The sequence below is a fragment of the Prauserella isguenensis genome (genome assembly GCF_014191605.1).
GTDB lineage: Bacteria > Actinomycetota > Actinomycetes > Mycobacteriales > Pseudonocardiaceae > Prauserella > Prauserella isguenensis.
The window spans coordinates 815620-828819 of sequence record NZ_JACHWU010000001.1 but is presented as its reverse complement, the minus strand read 5'-3'; the positions used below and the strand labels follow the sequence as shown (position 1 = coordinate 828819).

14 protein-coding genes are annotated in these 13200 nt (G+C 70.0%); 6 read left to right on the top strand and 8 right to left on the bottom strand.

Annotated elements, in window-relative coordinates:
• Positions 1-50: 50 nt before the first annotated feature.
• The gene (locus FHS23_RS03810) at positions 51-1481 is read left to right on the top strand and encodes a M20/M25/M40 family metallo-hydrolase (RefSeq protein WP_183647792.1); all 1431 of its coding nucleotides are present in this window, start codon (positions 51-53) and stop codon (positions 1479-1481) included.
• A gap of 144 nt (positions 1482-1625) precedes the next feature.
• Here FHS23_RS03810 and FHS23_RS03805 read toward each other — a convergent pair whose 3' ends face one another.
• Complete coding sequence (locus FHS23_RS03805) at positions 1626-2153, bottom strand: FxsA family protein (RefSeq protein WP_183647789.1); 528 nt, start codon at positions 2151-2153, stop codon at positions 1626-1628.
• A 160-nt stretch (positions 2154-2313) separates the two neighbouring features.
• Here FHS23_RS03805 and FHS23_RS03800 point away from each other — a divergent pair, with 160 nt between their 5' ends.
• Entirely contained in the window at positions 2314-2784 is a 471-nt protein-coding gene (locus FHS23_RS03800) for a VOC family protein (protein ID WP_221218944.1), read from the top strand.
• A gap of 7 nt (positions 2785-2791) precedes the next feature.
• Here the strand turns inward: FHS23_RS03800 and FHS23_RS03795 are convergent, their stop codons facing one another.
• Together FHS23_RS03795 and FHS23_RS03790 are read right to left on the bottom strand one after the other, a co-directional pair.
• Positions 2792-3346, bottom strand: coding sequence for an SCP2 sterol-binding domain-containing protein (locus FHS23_RS03795; RefSeq protein ID WP_343053619.1), 555 nt, complete (start codon positions 3344-3346; stop codon positions 2792-2794).
• A 93-nt stretch (positions 3347-3439) separates the two neighbouring features.
• Complete coding sequence (locus tag FHS23_RS03790; protein ID WP_183647786.1) at positions 3440-3805, bottom strand: hypothetical protein; 366 nt, start codon at positions 3803-3805, stop codon at positions 3440-3442.
• 985 nt (positions 3806-4790) lie between these two features.
• Here FHS23_RS03790 and FHS23_RS03785 point away from each other — a divergent pair.
• Positions 4791-5441, top strand: coding sequence for a TetR family transcriptional regulator (locus FHS23_RS03785; protein ID WP_183647783.1), 651 nt, complete (start codon positions 4791-4793; stop codon positions 5439-5441).
• Between the two features lie 12 nt (positions 5442-5453).
• Here the strand turns inward: FHS23_RS03785 and FHS23_RS03780 are convergent, their stop codons facing one another.
• Positions 5454-6038 carry a TetR/AcrR family transcriptional regulator gene (locus FHS23_RS03780; RefSeq protein ID WP_183647780.1) on the bottom strand — a complete coding sequence of 195 codons (585 nt, stop codon included), beginning with the start codon at positions 6036-6038 and terminating at the stop codon, positions 5454-5456.
• Positions 6039-6183: 145 nt separating this feature from the next.
• On the opposite strand from FHS23_RS03780, the gene FHS23_RS03775 reads away from it, so the two are divergent.
• Positions 6184-7032, top strand: a complete 849-nt coding sequence (locus FHS23_RS03775; protein ID WP_183647777.1) for an NmrA family NAD(P)-binding protein — start codon at positions 6184-6186, stop codon at positions 7030-7032.
• A 123-nt stretch (positions 7033-7155) separates the two neighbouring features.
• On the opposite strand, the gene FHS23_RS03770 is transcribed toward FHS23_RS03775, so the two are convergent.
• Complete coding sequence (locus FHS23_RS03770) at positions 7156-7803, bottom strand: isochorismatase family protein (RefSeq protein ID WP_183647774.1); 648 nt, start codon at positions 7801-7803, stop codon at positions 7156-7158.
• A gap of 148 nt (positions 7804-7951) precedes the next feature.
• On the opposite strand from FHS23_RS03770, the gene FHS23_RS03765 reads away from it, so the two are divergent.
• Complete coding sequence (locus FHS23_RS03765) at positions 7952-8902, top strand: helix-turn-helix domain-containing protein (RefSeq protein ID WP_183647770.1); 951 nt, start codon at positions 7952-7954, stop codon at positions 8900-8902.
• Positions 8903-9007: 105 nt separating this feature from the next.
• On the opposite strand, the gene FHS23_RS03760 is transcribed toward FHS23_RS03765, so the two are convergent.
• Positions 9008-9853, bottom strand: a complete 846-nt coding sequence (locus FHS23_RS03760) for a MaoC family dehydratase (protein ID WP_183647767.1) — start codon at positions 9851-9853, stop codon at positions 9008-9010.
• 1 nt (position 9854) lies between these two features.
• Positions 9855-11201 carry a 3-oxoacyl-ACP reductase gene (locus tag FHS23_RS03755; RefSeq protein ID WP_183647763.1) on the bottom strand — a complete coding sequence of 449 codons (1347 nt, stop codon included), beginning with the start codon at positions 11199-11201 and terminating at the stop codon, positions 9855-9857.
• 174 nt (positions 11202-11375) lie between these two features.
• Here FHS23_RS03755 and FHS23_RS03750 point away from each other — a divergent pair, with 174 nt between their 5' ends.
• The gene (locus FHS23_RS03750; protein WP_183647760.1) at positions 11376-12704 is read left to right on the top strand and encodes an acetyl-CoA C-acetyltransferase; all 1329 of its coding nucleotides are present in this window, start codon (positions 11376-11378) and stop codon (positions 12702-12704) included.
• Here the strand turns inward: FHS23_RS03750 and FHS23_RS23675 are convergent.
• Positions 12701-13162, bottom strand: coding sequence for a DUF4190 domain-containing protein (locus tag FHS23_RS23675; RefSeq protein WP_183647757.1), 462 nt, complete (start codon positions 13160-13162; stop codon positions 12701-12703). The two genes, FHS23_RS03750 and FHS23_RS23675, sit on opposite strands and share 4 nt — an antisense overlap.
• Between the last annotated feature and the right edge of the window lie 38 nt (positions 13163-13200).

Genomic DNA, 13200 nt, shown 5'->3' with positions numbered 1-13200 from the left:
GTCCATCGCGTTCCGCAGCGGGCCGGTTGCCGGGAAAACGCAGTGGCAGGATGGGTGACGTGGAACAGCGAACCGTAGCCGACACCGTCCGGAAGACGTGGTCGGAAGAGATCCTGCCCAGCCTGTCCGGCCTCGTCGAGATCCCCGCACTGTCGCCGGGATTCGATGCCGAATGGGAGACCTCCGGCCACCTCGACGCCGCGATCGCGCACGTACGCACCTGGATGGAGGCCCGGCAGATCCCGGGAGCGACCATCGACGTCGTCCGGCTCGAAGGCCGCAGTCCGGTGCTGCTGCTCGACGTCCCGCCGACGCCGGGCGCCGAGGACGCGGGCACCGTTCTGCTCTACGGCCACCTGGACAAGCAGCCGCCGGTCGGTGGCTGGTCCGAGGGCCTCGGACCGTGGACGCCGGTGGTCGACGGGCACAAGCTGTACGGCCGCGGTTCCGCCGACGACGGGTACGCGGGCTACGCCGCGACCGCTGCGCTCGAAGCCGTCCGCGCCGGCGGGGGCATGCACGCGCGCTCCGTCGTCCTGTTGGAGACGGGCGAGGAGTCCGGCAGTCCCGATCTGCCCGCCTACCTCGAGCACCTGTCGGACCGGCTCGGCCGCGTCACGTTCGTGGTCTGCCTCGACTCCGGCGGCAACGACTACGAACGGCTGTGGCTGACGACCTCACTGCGCGGTCTCGCACAGGTCGACGTAACGGTGCGTGTGCTCGACTCGTCGCAACACTCCGGCCTGGCCAGCGGGGTGGTGCCCGACTCGTTCCGCGTCCTGCGGACTCTGCTCGACCGCATCGAGGACTCGGCCACCGGTGAGGTGCTGCTGCCCGAGTGCACCGTGTCGATCCCGCAGAACCGGGTCACCGAGGCGGGCGCGACGGCCGAGGTCACCCCGCCCGGCTCGGTCGCGGGCGCGTTCCCACTGCACGGATCGACGCAGCCGGTGGCGGGCGACGACGTCGAGCTGCTGCTGAACAACGCGTGGCGGCCGACGCTGTCGATCATCGGCGCGTCCGGGTTCCCCGAGCCCGACGACGCGGGCAACGTGCTGCGGTCGGCCTCCACGCTGGCGCTGAGCTTCCGGCTGCCGCCGACGGCCGATTCCGCCGCTGCGCTCGACGCCATCAAGAAGGCGCTGACCACGGACGTGCCATACGGCGCGACGGTCGAGCTGTCCGGCATCGAAGCCGCCGACGGGTGGAACGCACCCGACGCGGCACCATGGCTCGCGTCGACCCTGGAGTCGGTGAGCACCACGGTGTTCGACGCACCGTGGCGCACCAGCGGACTCGGCGGTTCGATCCCGTTCATGGGCCTGCTCGGCGATAAGTACCCGGAGGCGCAGTTCCTCGTCACGGGCGCGCTCGGGCCGGACTCGAACGCCCACGTACCCGACGAGTGGTTGCACATCCCGCAGGCCACCCGGGTCACCGAGGCCGTCGCCCACTTCCTGGACGCCCACGCCCGCAGCTGACGACCACCCCGAGGCCCGTGTTGCGCGCTCCGGGAGCCGTGTTGCGGATTCCGGGGCCCGTGTTGCGCGCTCCGGGGACGGCGCTGTTCGACGTAAGGATCGCCGGCCTGCGGCGTCGCGAACCACGCGGCGCCGCGGGCGGGGTCAGCCTTCGATGATGCGGGGCGGACCGTCGTCGCGGTCGTCGTCGCCGGAGCGGCCACGCTCGCCGGACTTGCCGTCCGCGTCGGGGCCGTCGGACACGACCTCGCTGTCGACGACGATCACCCGGCTGCGCATGCCGGGACCGAACGGGCCGCCTCCGTGCGCGGCTCCACCCACCGGTGCCCGCTTCTCGGCGCGACGCAGCCATCCCCGCCGCACGACCTTCCGGGTCGGCGGGATCAGGAACAGCAGCCCGATGACGTCGCTGACGAACCCGGGCAGGAGGATCAACATGCCGCCGACTCCGACGAGCATGCCGTCGGTGATCTCCTCGTGCGGCGACTTCCCGGAACGTGCCGTCGCGCTGAACGCGCGCATCGCCTTGCCTCCCTCGCGGCGTGCCAGCCACGACCCGACGAACGCACCCGCGATCAGCAGTCCGATGGTCGGGAGGAAGCCGATGAGTGACGCCACCGTCCACACGGCGGCCACCTCGGCGATCACGTACAGCAACAGCAGAACGGCCATATCGGGTCAACGTACGCGACGCCCGTTTTGATCCTGGTCGTGATCACCGTGTGAAGCCCGGCGCCACGACATCCACCCAAACCGGTCATCTTCGCACCAGCTCGACAGCACCGGGTGTGGGTGGTCGACCGCACATCCGGTGCGGGCACAATCGGTGGCCATGACCGAAGCGAACGAACCCACCATCACCGAGGCCGAACGGATCGTGCCGCCGCAGCTGAGCGTGGTCACGGTGGCCGCCGGGAACATCGGCGAGCTCCGCGAGTTCTATCGTGCGCTCGGCTGGGACGAGGTGCCCGGCAGCAGCGACGACTGGACCGGCTTCCTGCTCGGCGGCGTCGTGCTCGCGCTGTATCCGCGCGCCGCACTCGCCGAGGAGACGGGCAGTGGCATGTACGGTGCCGGGTTCACGCTGGCCGTGAACGTCGACAGCCCCGAGAAGGTCGACGCCGCCTACGAGACGGCGCTGTGGGCGGGCGGTGGAGCCGTCGCCGAACCGCAGGAACGCAAGTGGGGCGGCAGGTCGGCCTACTTCGCAGACCCCGAGGGCAACCGCTGGGAGATCGCCTACAACGAGCGGGTCGCGTTCGGGCAGCGCGGCGAGATCGTCGCCTACGGCGAGACCGTGTGAGCGGCTGTCAGGCCGCCCCGGGAAGGTCGAAGAAGCCGAGCATGCGCACGGCGGGCGTGTAGTCGCCCTTGACCTTGAGCCTCCCCCTCACGAACTGGGACGCCGGGCGGGCGTTGCCGGTGGCCACGCGGAGAAAGTCCTCGAACTGCGCCGTGATCGTCGTATCGGGCGTGAGCACGCAGTCCGCGGTCGACACGCAACGCCCGTCCTCGATGACCGTCTGGTAACGGTCGAAGTCGTCACCGTTGGGGAACCGCCAGGTCACAACGATGTCGGCGTCACCTGCGCGTTCGGCGTCGAAGTGGTCGGCCATGCGGCGGAACACCTCTTCGAGGAACAGCGCGCGTAGCTGCGGGTGCCGTGCCAACCCGCGGAGCTGCTCCTTCGACGCCCCGGCCACGACCTCGGCAAGCACCTCCGTGGACAACGAGCTGAGCTCGATGCCCGACCCGGTCGCGTCCAGCATGTGCAGCGTCTCCAGCACCCGGAGGAACTGCTCGGTACTCAGCACCCCCACGTCGATGCTGCGCGCGAACTCGTCGAGCACACTTCCCGTCGGCACGGCGACAGGTTACTCAGGGGTATACAGCCCGGCAACGTGGCCCGGCCCCGCTCACCGCTTCGGCGGAGCGGCGCCGGTCCGGGTGTTCACGCGTCAACCGCCGTCGTTGTCGTTCCGGTCGTCGCGGTCGTCTCGGTCGTCGCGGTCGTCCCGGTCGTCGTTGTCGTTCCGGTCGTCTCGGTCGTCGTTGTCGTCCCGGCCATCTCGGTCGTCGCGGTCGTCGCGGTCGTCGCGGCCGTTATCGTCGCGGTCGTTGCCTTCCCGGCCGCCCCTGTCGTCCCTGTCGTCCCTGTCGTCGGACCCTGGCTCATTCGTGGGCGCCGTGGTGGCGTCCTGCCGAGTGGTCTGCTGCTGGTTCCCGCCGTTGTCGTTAGCGGGCTCGGCCTCGTTGCACGCCGCCGACGCGAGCCCGACCGCTGCAGCCGCGGCGACAACCGCGGCGACCTTCCGTGTTCGCATACGACGAATCCTACGAAGACGTTCCCGCACCTCCGATGAAAACCAGATGAGAAGATCCTCATCGGCACGCTCCACATCACTGTCGAGCGAGACACTTCCGGCGAAAAGGTTCGCATCGTAACGCATTCCTGGCCGACACCAGGATTGTGACTCGACAGGCGGGGACAGACCATTCTCGGATTCCCACGAAACATGCATCGAGCACATATCGAGCCAGGCCCCGAATGGCCGATGGCAACGAAACGCCACTCGGCTTAGGTTCGAGCGAACCGGATTTTCCGGAACGTCGCGCCGCCGGTCCGCCCGGATCTCCCATGGGCCGGCGATGCGGCGGAAGAAGCCCCGCGCGCCCACCCTCCCGACTGACCGGGCGCGCGGGGTCCTCCCATTTCACGGCCGCCGCACCCCTTGTCGCTCGGGACGTCACGACGACGTGTTCGGACCCCGCCCGGAACGCGGACGGCATCGCTTGCGAACCGATCACAGCGGGCGAGGTCCGGCCCACCCCGAAACACCCGGAAACCGTGGACGGACACGCCTTCTCGCAACGGTGGCACAACAGCACCGTCCTCGTCCGAACCGACATGCTCGAGAAGGCAGATTCAAACGGTTGATCACCCCCATTTTCCAGCAGCCAGACGACGAGCAGGCGGCGAGGCGTTCTTCACCCATACAATTTCTAGCAGCCGGTAAATTCTCACCCGGAAACAGTTTCCGCCAAGCGCACCACCGTACGCAGCAGGTACCGTCGAACCCGCGGGCGGCGGATCCTTGCCCCAGGCCGGCTCGCCGGGGACGGGTGGAGGCGAATCCGGTTCGACACGTCGACGAGAGTCGCGCGCGGTTCTCACGGACACCGACGGCAGGCGCCGCGTAAGGTTACGCAGCGGTCTGTCGCAGGGACGCTGGACACCCGAGCACCGGTGCAGGGTCCCGCCATAGGTGCACTGCGCGACGCCGACGCGTACATCGACAGGGAGGAAGCGTGACGGAGAGCCGGCCGCAGGCGGAGAAATCGAAGCGCCTGCCCAGGGCGGTGCGGGAGAAGCAGATCCTCGACGCCGCCGTCATGGTGTTCGCCCGCCACGGCTACCACCCCGCATCGATGGACGAGGTGTCCGAGGTCGCGGGCGTGTCGAAGCCGATGATCTACAGCTACCTGGGCTCGAAGGAGGACCTGTTCCTCCAGTGCATCCGCCGCGAGGCGAACCGGTTGATCGACGCCGTGCAGACGGGCATCGACGTCGAGGCCGCCGCCGACATGCAGCTTTGGACGGGACTGCGAGCGTTCTACGGGTTCGTCGCCGAGCACCGCGCGTCGTGGACGGTGCTGCACCAGCAGGCACTGGCCGTGGGCGGCACCTTCGCATCGGAGATCAACGCGTTGCGTTCCCATGCGATCGAGATGGTGGCGAAGCTCGTCGTGTCCGAGGGCTCCCGGAAGGGCCTCGGGGAGCAGGCTGAGTTCTCCGGGGAGGGCCTCGCGGCCGCGCTGGTGGGGGCTGCCGAAGCGCTCGCGGACTGGTGGCTGGACCACCCGGATCTGTCGCCCGGCGTACTCGCGTCGTGGTTGATGAACCTGACCTGGCTGGGTTTCAACGACCTCGTCGAGGGGCGGGTCTGGCGGCCCAGCTGACGGCCACTGGCGTCAAGACCGGCGGATTCCGTCGAGGAGGAACGTGGTGCGGCGGTCGTAGTCTGCCGCGGGAGGCCGGGTGCCGTACTTGAGCGCGAGCGCACCGTCGTGCACGAGGGCTTCCAGATCGTCGGCCCGGAAATCCGGCCTGAGCTCTCCTGACGCGTGGCCCGCGGCGATGAGCTCGGCGTTGAATTCGCCTGCGACGTGGCAGATCGCCATGAGCTGCTGCGATTCCGGATACAGCTGCAGCAGCACGTCGTTGGCGGCGGGTTGGTGGTACTGGAGCTCGCGGATCGCGGCGATGTAGTACGCGATCCGCTCGCCGACGTTCGCGATCGTTCGCGCGCGGTCGACGATGGCGTACAACTCGCTCGCGACGAGTTCTTCGATGACGGCCTCGATCAGCCCGACCCGGCCGCCGAACCGGTTGAACACCGTCGCCTTGCTCACGCCCGCCGCCTTGGCCACGTCCTCCAGCGGCACGGCGAGTCCTCGACCCCGGAACGCATCGATCGCGGCACGGCGGATCTGCCCGGCGTTGCGCTTGGCGTCGGCGCGCAATCGCGACCCCGCGGGCTCTGGCTCGTCGGCCATGCTTCACCTTCCCGGCGGTGGAACACCGAAGTTGACCTGGGTCGTCAGCTTATCTAACGTGGGTGTCGGCCACAAACTGACCGCCTTGGTCAACTTAATCGGAGGTGCGCCGTCCATCGGCGTGACCTCGGGAAAGGTTGCGAAAATGATCGTTGTCACGGGCGCCACCGGGGCTCTCAACGGAGCCACCGTCGAGCATCTCCTCGAGCGCCTACCTGCCGAGCGCATCGGTGTCAGCGTCCGCGACGTCGACAGGGCGCGGCACCTCGCCGAACGCGGCGTGCGTGTCCGCCAGGGTTCCTACGACGACCCGGTCGCACTCCGCGAATCCTTCGAGGGCGCGGAGCAGGTGCTGCTGGTGAGCTCCAACGACATGTCGGCCGACGTGCTCAGCCAGCACCGCACGGCGATCGAGGCCGCCGTCGCGGCCGGCGCCACGCGGATCCTCTACACGAGCCAGCAGAACCCCGTGGACAGCCCGTATCCGCCCGCAGCGGTACACGCCGCCACCGAGGCCGCCCTCACCAATTCCGGGGTCGCGTGGACCGCGCTGCGGAACGGCTTCTTCGGCGATGTCGATCAGCTGCTCGGGCCATGGCGGCAGACCGGTGTCATCGCGCAACCCGCCGACGGCCCCATCCCGTGGACCGATCGCGGCGACCTGGCCGAGGCCGCGGCCGTCGTCCTCGCAGGGGACCGCTCGTTCGAAGGCCCCGTGACCCTCGCGGCGCCGCCCGTCACCCTCGACGACTTCGCCAAGATCCTGACCGTGGCCACCGGCCGCACGATCGAACGCGTCGTCGTGGACGACCGGCAGTGGCTCGCCGACCAGGTCGCGGCCGGAACACCGGAGCCGCTGGCCGAGATGACGCTCGCCATGTTCCAAGCCGCCCGCAGCGGCCACTACGCGGAGCCCGCCCCGCTGCTGGGCGATCTGCTCGGCCGCGAGCCCCGCAGCGCCGCCCAGCAGGTCATCGACCACATCGCGACCTGACGTGCGTCACACCTCGCCGGATGCGCGCTTCGAACGCGCCGCCGGCGAGGGGAACGTGCGCTGCGGGATCGCAGGTGCGACGGCCCAGCCGACCGCCACACCGGCCCGGCGACGGGTGCCGGTTCAGACCGCGGTGGCCCGCGCGGCGCGCTGCGCACCGTCGACGGCCGAGCTGCCCAGATCGCCCTTCGGCAACGGTTGCCGCGCCTCGAGGGCCCGGATCCAGTCCGAGGTCGAAGCGACGGCGGCCCAGTTCGAATTGAGCAACGTCATCAGTGTCGTGTGCACGGTCTCGGCGTCCGCGACCCCCGCGTCGTTGGCGAGGTTGATGGCGCCGGTCGCGTCCGCGAGCACCTCGGTGTCGAACCCCAGGTACTCGGCCTCGACCGCGGAGGCCAGCACGCAGTTGTTCGTCATGTAGCCGACCAGAGTGACCGTGTCGACGCCCTGACCGCGGAGCCAGTCGGCGACGTCCGTGCCGGAGTAGATCGAGCTGTTCTGCTTGACGACGTGTTTCCAGCCGTCGCTGCGACGGCGTGCGACCTCGGGATGCAGCTGGAAGTCGGGCCGGGTCGGGTTGAACAGGGGCGCGTCCTCGCCCATGGTGTGCTGCACCGCGACGACGGGGACGCCTGCGGCGTCGGCGGCGTCGATGGCCCCGGCGATGCGGGACAGGGAGTCCGCGTGGGGCGGGTACTGCACCTCCAACGGACCGTCGACGTAGACCTGCTGGACGTCGATGACGACGAGGGCGCGTCGAGGGGTAGTCACGAAGTCCTCCTTGGACCGGATCGATCTCTGACTGGTGTCACCGCGCCACTGAGGACGCTTCGCAGTCGATCGTGCCGATGTTCCCGTCGGCCGGGGAGTGGCGTGAATGCCGATATACGATGACTTCACGCCAATACGGGGGTGCCGGGTGCGGATCGGGATCTACGCTTTCGACGACGTCACGATGTTCCACCTCTCGGTGCCGCAGCTGGTCTTCGACGAGGTCGCGCGGCAGGGCCTCGGAACCTGGGAGACGTTCCTGTTCAGCGACGGCCCTCCCGCGATCCGCACCTCGGAGGGCTACCGCATCGGAGACCTGGCCGGCCTCGACGAGGCCCGAGAGGCCGATGCCGTCGTCATGCCGTCCTGGTTCTTCGACGGCCGACCGGCGAGCGAGGCCGTGCGCACGACGTTGACGACCGCGCACCAGGCGGGCGCGACGATCGTCGGGCTCTGTCTCGGCGCGATCCCCGTCGTCGATGCCGGTCTGCTCACCGGGCGTGCGGCCGTCACGCATTGGCAGGCCTTCGACCTGCTGGCGCAGCGACACCCGGAACTCGATCTCGACGACTCCGTGCTGTACATCGACCACGGCGACGTCCTCACCTCGGCGGGTACCGCCTCGGGGCTCGACGCGTGCCTGCACCTGGTCCGCTCACGTCTCGGCGCAAGCGCGGCCAACCAGGTGGCCCGCAGCCTGGTGATCGCGCCGCACCGGGAAGGCGGACAGGCGCAGTACATCGAACGGCCGATGCCTCCACGGTCGGCCGACGATGCGATTTCCCGTGCGATGCAGTGGGCCGAGCAGCGGCTGGCGGAACCGCTGCCGGTCGAGCGGTTGGCGACGACGGCCCACATGAGCACCCGGACGTTCGTGCGCGCGTTCCGCTCGGCCACGGGTACGACGCCCGCCGCATGGGTGCGCGCACGAAGACTGGACGAAGCGCGCCGGTTGCTGGAGACGAGCGAACAGCCGGTCGACCGGATCGCGGTGGACTGCGGGTTCGGGAGCGCCGTGACGATGCGTCAGAACTTCTCGGCCCGGTTCAGGATCTCCCCCTCGCAGTACCGGCGGCGCTTCCACGCCGGAGCGGAGTGAACCGGCGTGCGAGGACGACCGTCCTTTCCCGGGGCGCCACGGGATCACGGGCCGCACGGGCCGCACGGGCCGGCGCTGCACGAACCGGCACTACACGGACCGGCACTACAGGTGCGTGATCGTGCCCGACAGGTGCGGCTTCGGCTTGCGCGCGTTCCACACCTCGAAGGCGTTGCCGTCGTCGGTGCGCCAGGCCGTGAACGCCACCTTCGCCGGCAGCAGCACCGGCAGCTTGAACTTGACGTCCACCGTGTAGGCCTCCGGCAGCCTGCCCTCGAACGCAGCCAGCGCGCGGGCCTTCGTCCACATGCCGTGGGCGATCGCCGAGGGGAACCCGAACGCCTTGGCCGTCAGCGGGTGCAGGTGGATGGGGTTGCGGTCGCCGGACACGTCGGCGTAGCGGCGCCCGATGTCGCCGGGCACACGCCAGATCGCGCCGGGCGTCGGCGCCGCGAGCTGCTGCCCGCCGCCACCGGAACCGGAACCGCCGCCCCGCCGCAGGTACGTGCTCACATCCGACCAGACGACCTCGTCGCCCGCCAGCGCCTCGCTGATGACGTCGAACTGCTTGCCCTTCTCGTGCGGGCGCAGGTCGGCCACGCGCACGCGCAACGTCACCGCCTCGTCGAGCCGGACCGGCCGGTACCGGGTGATGCGGTTGGCGACGTGCACCATCCCCAGCAGGGGGAACGGGAAGGACGGCTCGGCCATCAGCGCCATCTGCATGCCGAACGCCTGGACGTGCGGGTAGGTGATCGGCAGCTCGTCGGACAACCGGAAGCCGCACACCTGGTTGTAGGCGGCGAGCTCGCCGGGGTCGGCGACGACGCCGCGGCGCACGAACTCCACGTCCGGCAGTCGGTCGCCACCGCGCTTGCGCAGCCCGCCGAGCACGACCTTCGGGTACAGCGCCGCCACGTTCGGGGCGCTGTCGAGCTCCTTGACCGTCATGTCACGCCCCCAGGAACGCCTGGCCGCACACGCGCACGACATTGCCGTTGACCGCGGCCGAGGCCGGGTTGGCGTACCAGGCGATCGTCTCGGCGACGTCGACCGGCAGGCCGCCCTGCGACAGCGCGGACAGCCTGCGGCCGAACTCGCGGATCATGACCGGCACCGCGGCGGTCATCTGCGTCTCGATGAAGCCGGGTGCGACCGCGTTGATCGTGGCGCCGTACTCGGCCAGCCGCGGCGCCGTGTCGTCGACCATGCCGATGACGCCCGCCTTGCTGGCGGCGTAGTTGGTCTGACCCACGTTGCCCGCGATGCCGGCCATCGAGGAGACGCCGATGATGCGCCCGCCCGTGTTCAGCACTTTGTCGGCTACGAGCTTGTCGTTGACGGCGAGCTGCGAGACGAGGTTGACGCTCAGCACCGAGTCCCACGCCTTGTCGGTGAGGTTGCCAAGAGTCTTGTCGCGCGTGATGCCCGCGTTGTGGACGACGATGTCGACGCCGCCGTGGCGCTCGGAGAGGTACTCGGCGAGCTTCGCGGGGGCGTCACCCGCCGTGATGTCGAGCTGCAGTGCGGAGCCGCCGATCTTGTTGGCGACCTGTGAGAGGTCGGCACCCTGCGCCGGGATGTCGAGCACGACGACGTGGGCGCCGTCGCGGGCGAGCGTCTCGGCGATCGCCGCGCCGATGCCGCGGGATGCGCCCGTGACCAGCGCCGTCTTGCCTTCGAGGGGCGCGCCCCAGCTCTCCGGCGCGGTCGCGGTCGTCACGCCGCCGGTGCCGACGCGGATGACCTGACCCGCGACGAACGCCGACTTCGCCGAGAGCAGGAATCGGATCGTCGACTCGGTGGCCGCCTCGGCACCCTCGGCCACGTAAACGAGTTGGGCGGTCGCGCCGCGCTTGAGCTCCTTGCCCACCGAACGGGTGAAGCCTTCGAGCGCGCGCTGGGCGATGCGCTCGCGGCCGTCGACCAGTTCCGGCGGCGTGCCCAGCACGACGACGCGCGCCGACGGGGCGACCTTGCGGACCACCGGCTGGTAGAAGGCGTACAGCTCCCGCAGCTGCTCCGGGTCCTTGATGCCGGTGGCGTCGAAGACGAGCGCGCCGTAGCGGGTGTCGTCGCCCGCCGCCGCGGTGAGCACGTCGATGCCCGCCGCGCCGATCTGCTTCGTGAGGGTCTTCTCGAGCCGGCCGCCGGGCGCCGCGCCGATCAGCGCCGGGCCCGCCAGCGGCGGCTCGCCCGGACGGTAGCGCCGCAGTTTCGGCGGGTTGGGCAGGCCGAGCTTCGGAACCAGGAACTTGCCCACCGCGCTCGTGGTGAACTCTTGATACTTGTCCGCCATCGGCTGCGTCACCGCCTTCGTCTGAGTGCCTGTTGCCTCACACCCTAACCTACTCGCCAGTAAGTTACACTCGGAGTCGCAAGGCCGAGAGCGCAACCCGGCACTGACCAGTGCTGACCCGCCCAGCGCCCACGGCATCGGCGAAGCCCGAGTACCAGCCAGCAGGAGGAAGTCATGACCTCAGCGGAGAAGCCGAGCGGCGGCAAGGCCCGGTCGAGCAAGCCGAAGGCACCGACCGCGCGCAGGGTCGCGATCGTCGGCGCCAACCGGATCCCGTTCGCACGGTCCAACGGCCCGTACGCGAACGCCTCCAACCAGGACATGCTCACCGCCACCGTCGACGGCCTCGTCAGCCGTTACGCACTGCAGGACGAAGAGCTGGGCGAGGTCGCCGCGGGCGCGGTGCTCAAGCACTCCCGCGACTTCAACCTGGCCCGCGAGGTCGTGCTCGGCAGCCGACTCGCACCGACCACGCCCGCCGCCGACGTGCAGATGGCGTGCGGCACCGGCCTGCAGGCCATCGTGGGCACCGCCAACAAGATCGCGCTCGGCCAGATCGACTCGGCGATCGCAGGCGGGGTCGACACCACCAGCGACGCTCCGCTGGCCGTCAACGACGACCTGCGCCGCGTGCTGGTCAAGCTCAACTCGGCGAAGACGATGGGGCAGCGGCTCAAGCTGCTCGGCAAGCTCCGGCCCGGCCACATCGTCCCGGAGATCCCGCAGAACGCCGAGCCGCGCACCGGCCTCTCGATGGGTGAGCACGCCTCACTGACGGCCAACTCGTGGGACATCCAGCGCGCCGACCAGGACGAACTCGCCGCCACGAGCCACCAGCGCCTCGCAGCGGCCTACGACGCGGGTTTCTTCGACGACCTGCTCACGCCGTTCCTCGGCCAGACGCGCGACCAGAACCTGCGCGCGGACTCGACGGCGGAGAAGCTCGGCAAGCTCAAGCCCGTGTTCGGCGGACCGGAGGGCACGATGACGGCGGGCAACTCGACGCCGTTGTCCGACGGCGCCTCGGCCGTGCTGCTGGCCACCGAGGAGTGGGCCAAGGCGCACAAGCTGCCCGTGCTGGCGTACCTGACGTTCTCGCAGACCGCGGCCGTCGACTACGTGCACGGCGACGAGGGCCTGCTCATGGCGCCCGCCTACGCGGTGCCGAGGATGCTCGACCGCGCAGGCCTGACGCTCGGCGACTTCGACTTCTACGAGATCCACGAGGCGTTCGCGTCGCAGGTGCTGGCCACGCTGAAGGCATGGCAGGACCCGACGTTCGCCAAGGAGAAGCTGGGTCGCGACGAGCCGGTGGGGTCGATCGACCGCGCGAAGCTGAACGTCAACGGTTCGTCGCTCGCCGCGGGGCACCCGTTCGCCGCCACGGGCGGTCGCATCGTGGGCACCCTCGCGAAACTGCTGGCGGAGAAGGGCTCGGGCCGCGGCCTGATCTCCATCTGCGCCGCGGGTGGTCAGGGCATCACGGCGATCCTCGAACGCTAGTTGACGGCGATGCTCACGGCGGCGATACCCAGTATCGCGGTCAGAATGCCCAGTCCGACCCAGCCGAGCACGATGCCCGCCGTGGCCATTCCGCCGCCGCCTTCGTGTCGCTGCTCGATCTGCTTCTTCGCGATGTAGCCGAAGATCAGCGCGAGGATGCTGCCGAGCCAGTACAGCCACAGGATCCCGAGCACCATCGAGGCCACAGCCATACCGTTGGTCGGGCGCGAGGCCCACGCCGCGGGCGGGTACGGCCCGTACGGGTTGCCGTGCGGGTACGGCCCGTACGGCTGGGCGACGGGGTACTGCCCGTGCGGCTGGGCGTGCATCGGCTCACCCGGCGGGCCGGAGTACGGGTAGGGCTGCGGCTGGGGCGGCTCGGGCGACTCGGGCGGCGGAGACATCGGAGAGGTCGGAGGGGTCGGGCCGCCGTGCTGCGGCTCGTTCGGATCGGACACGAACGGATCGTCTCACGGCGGCGCACCGCTCGGAACGG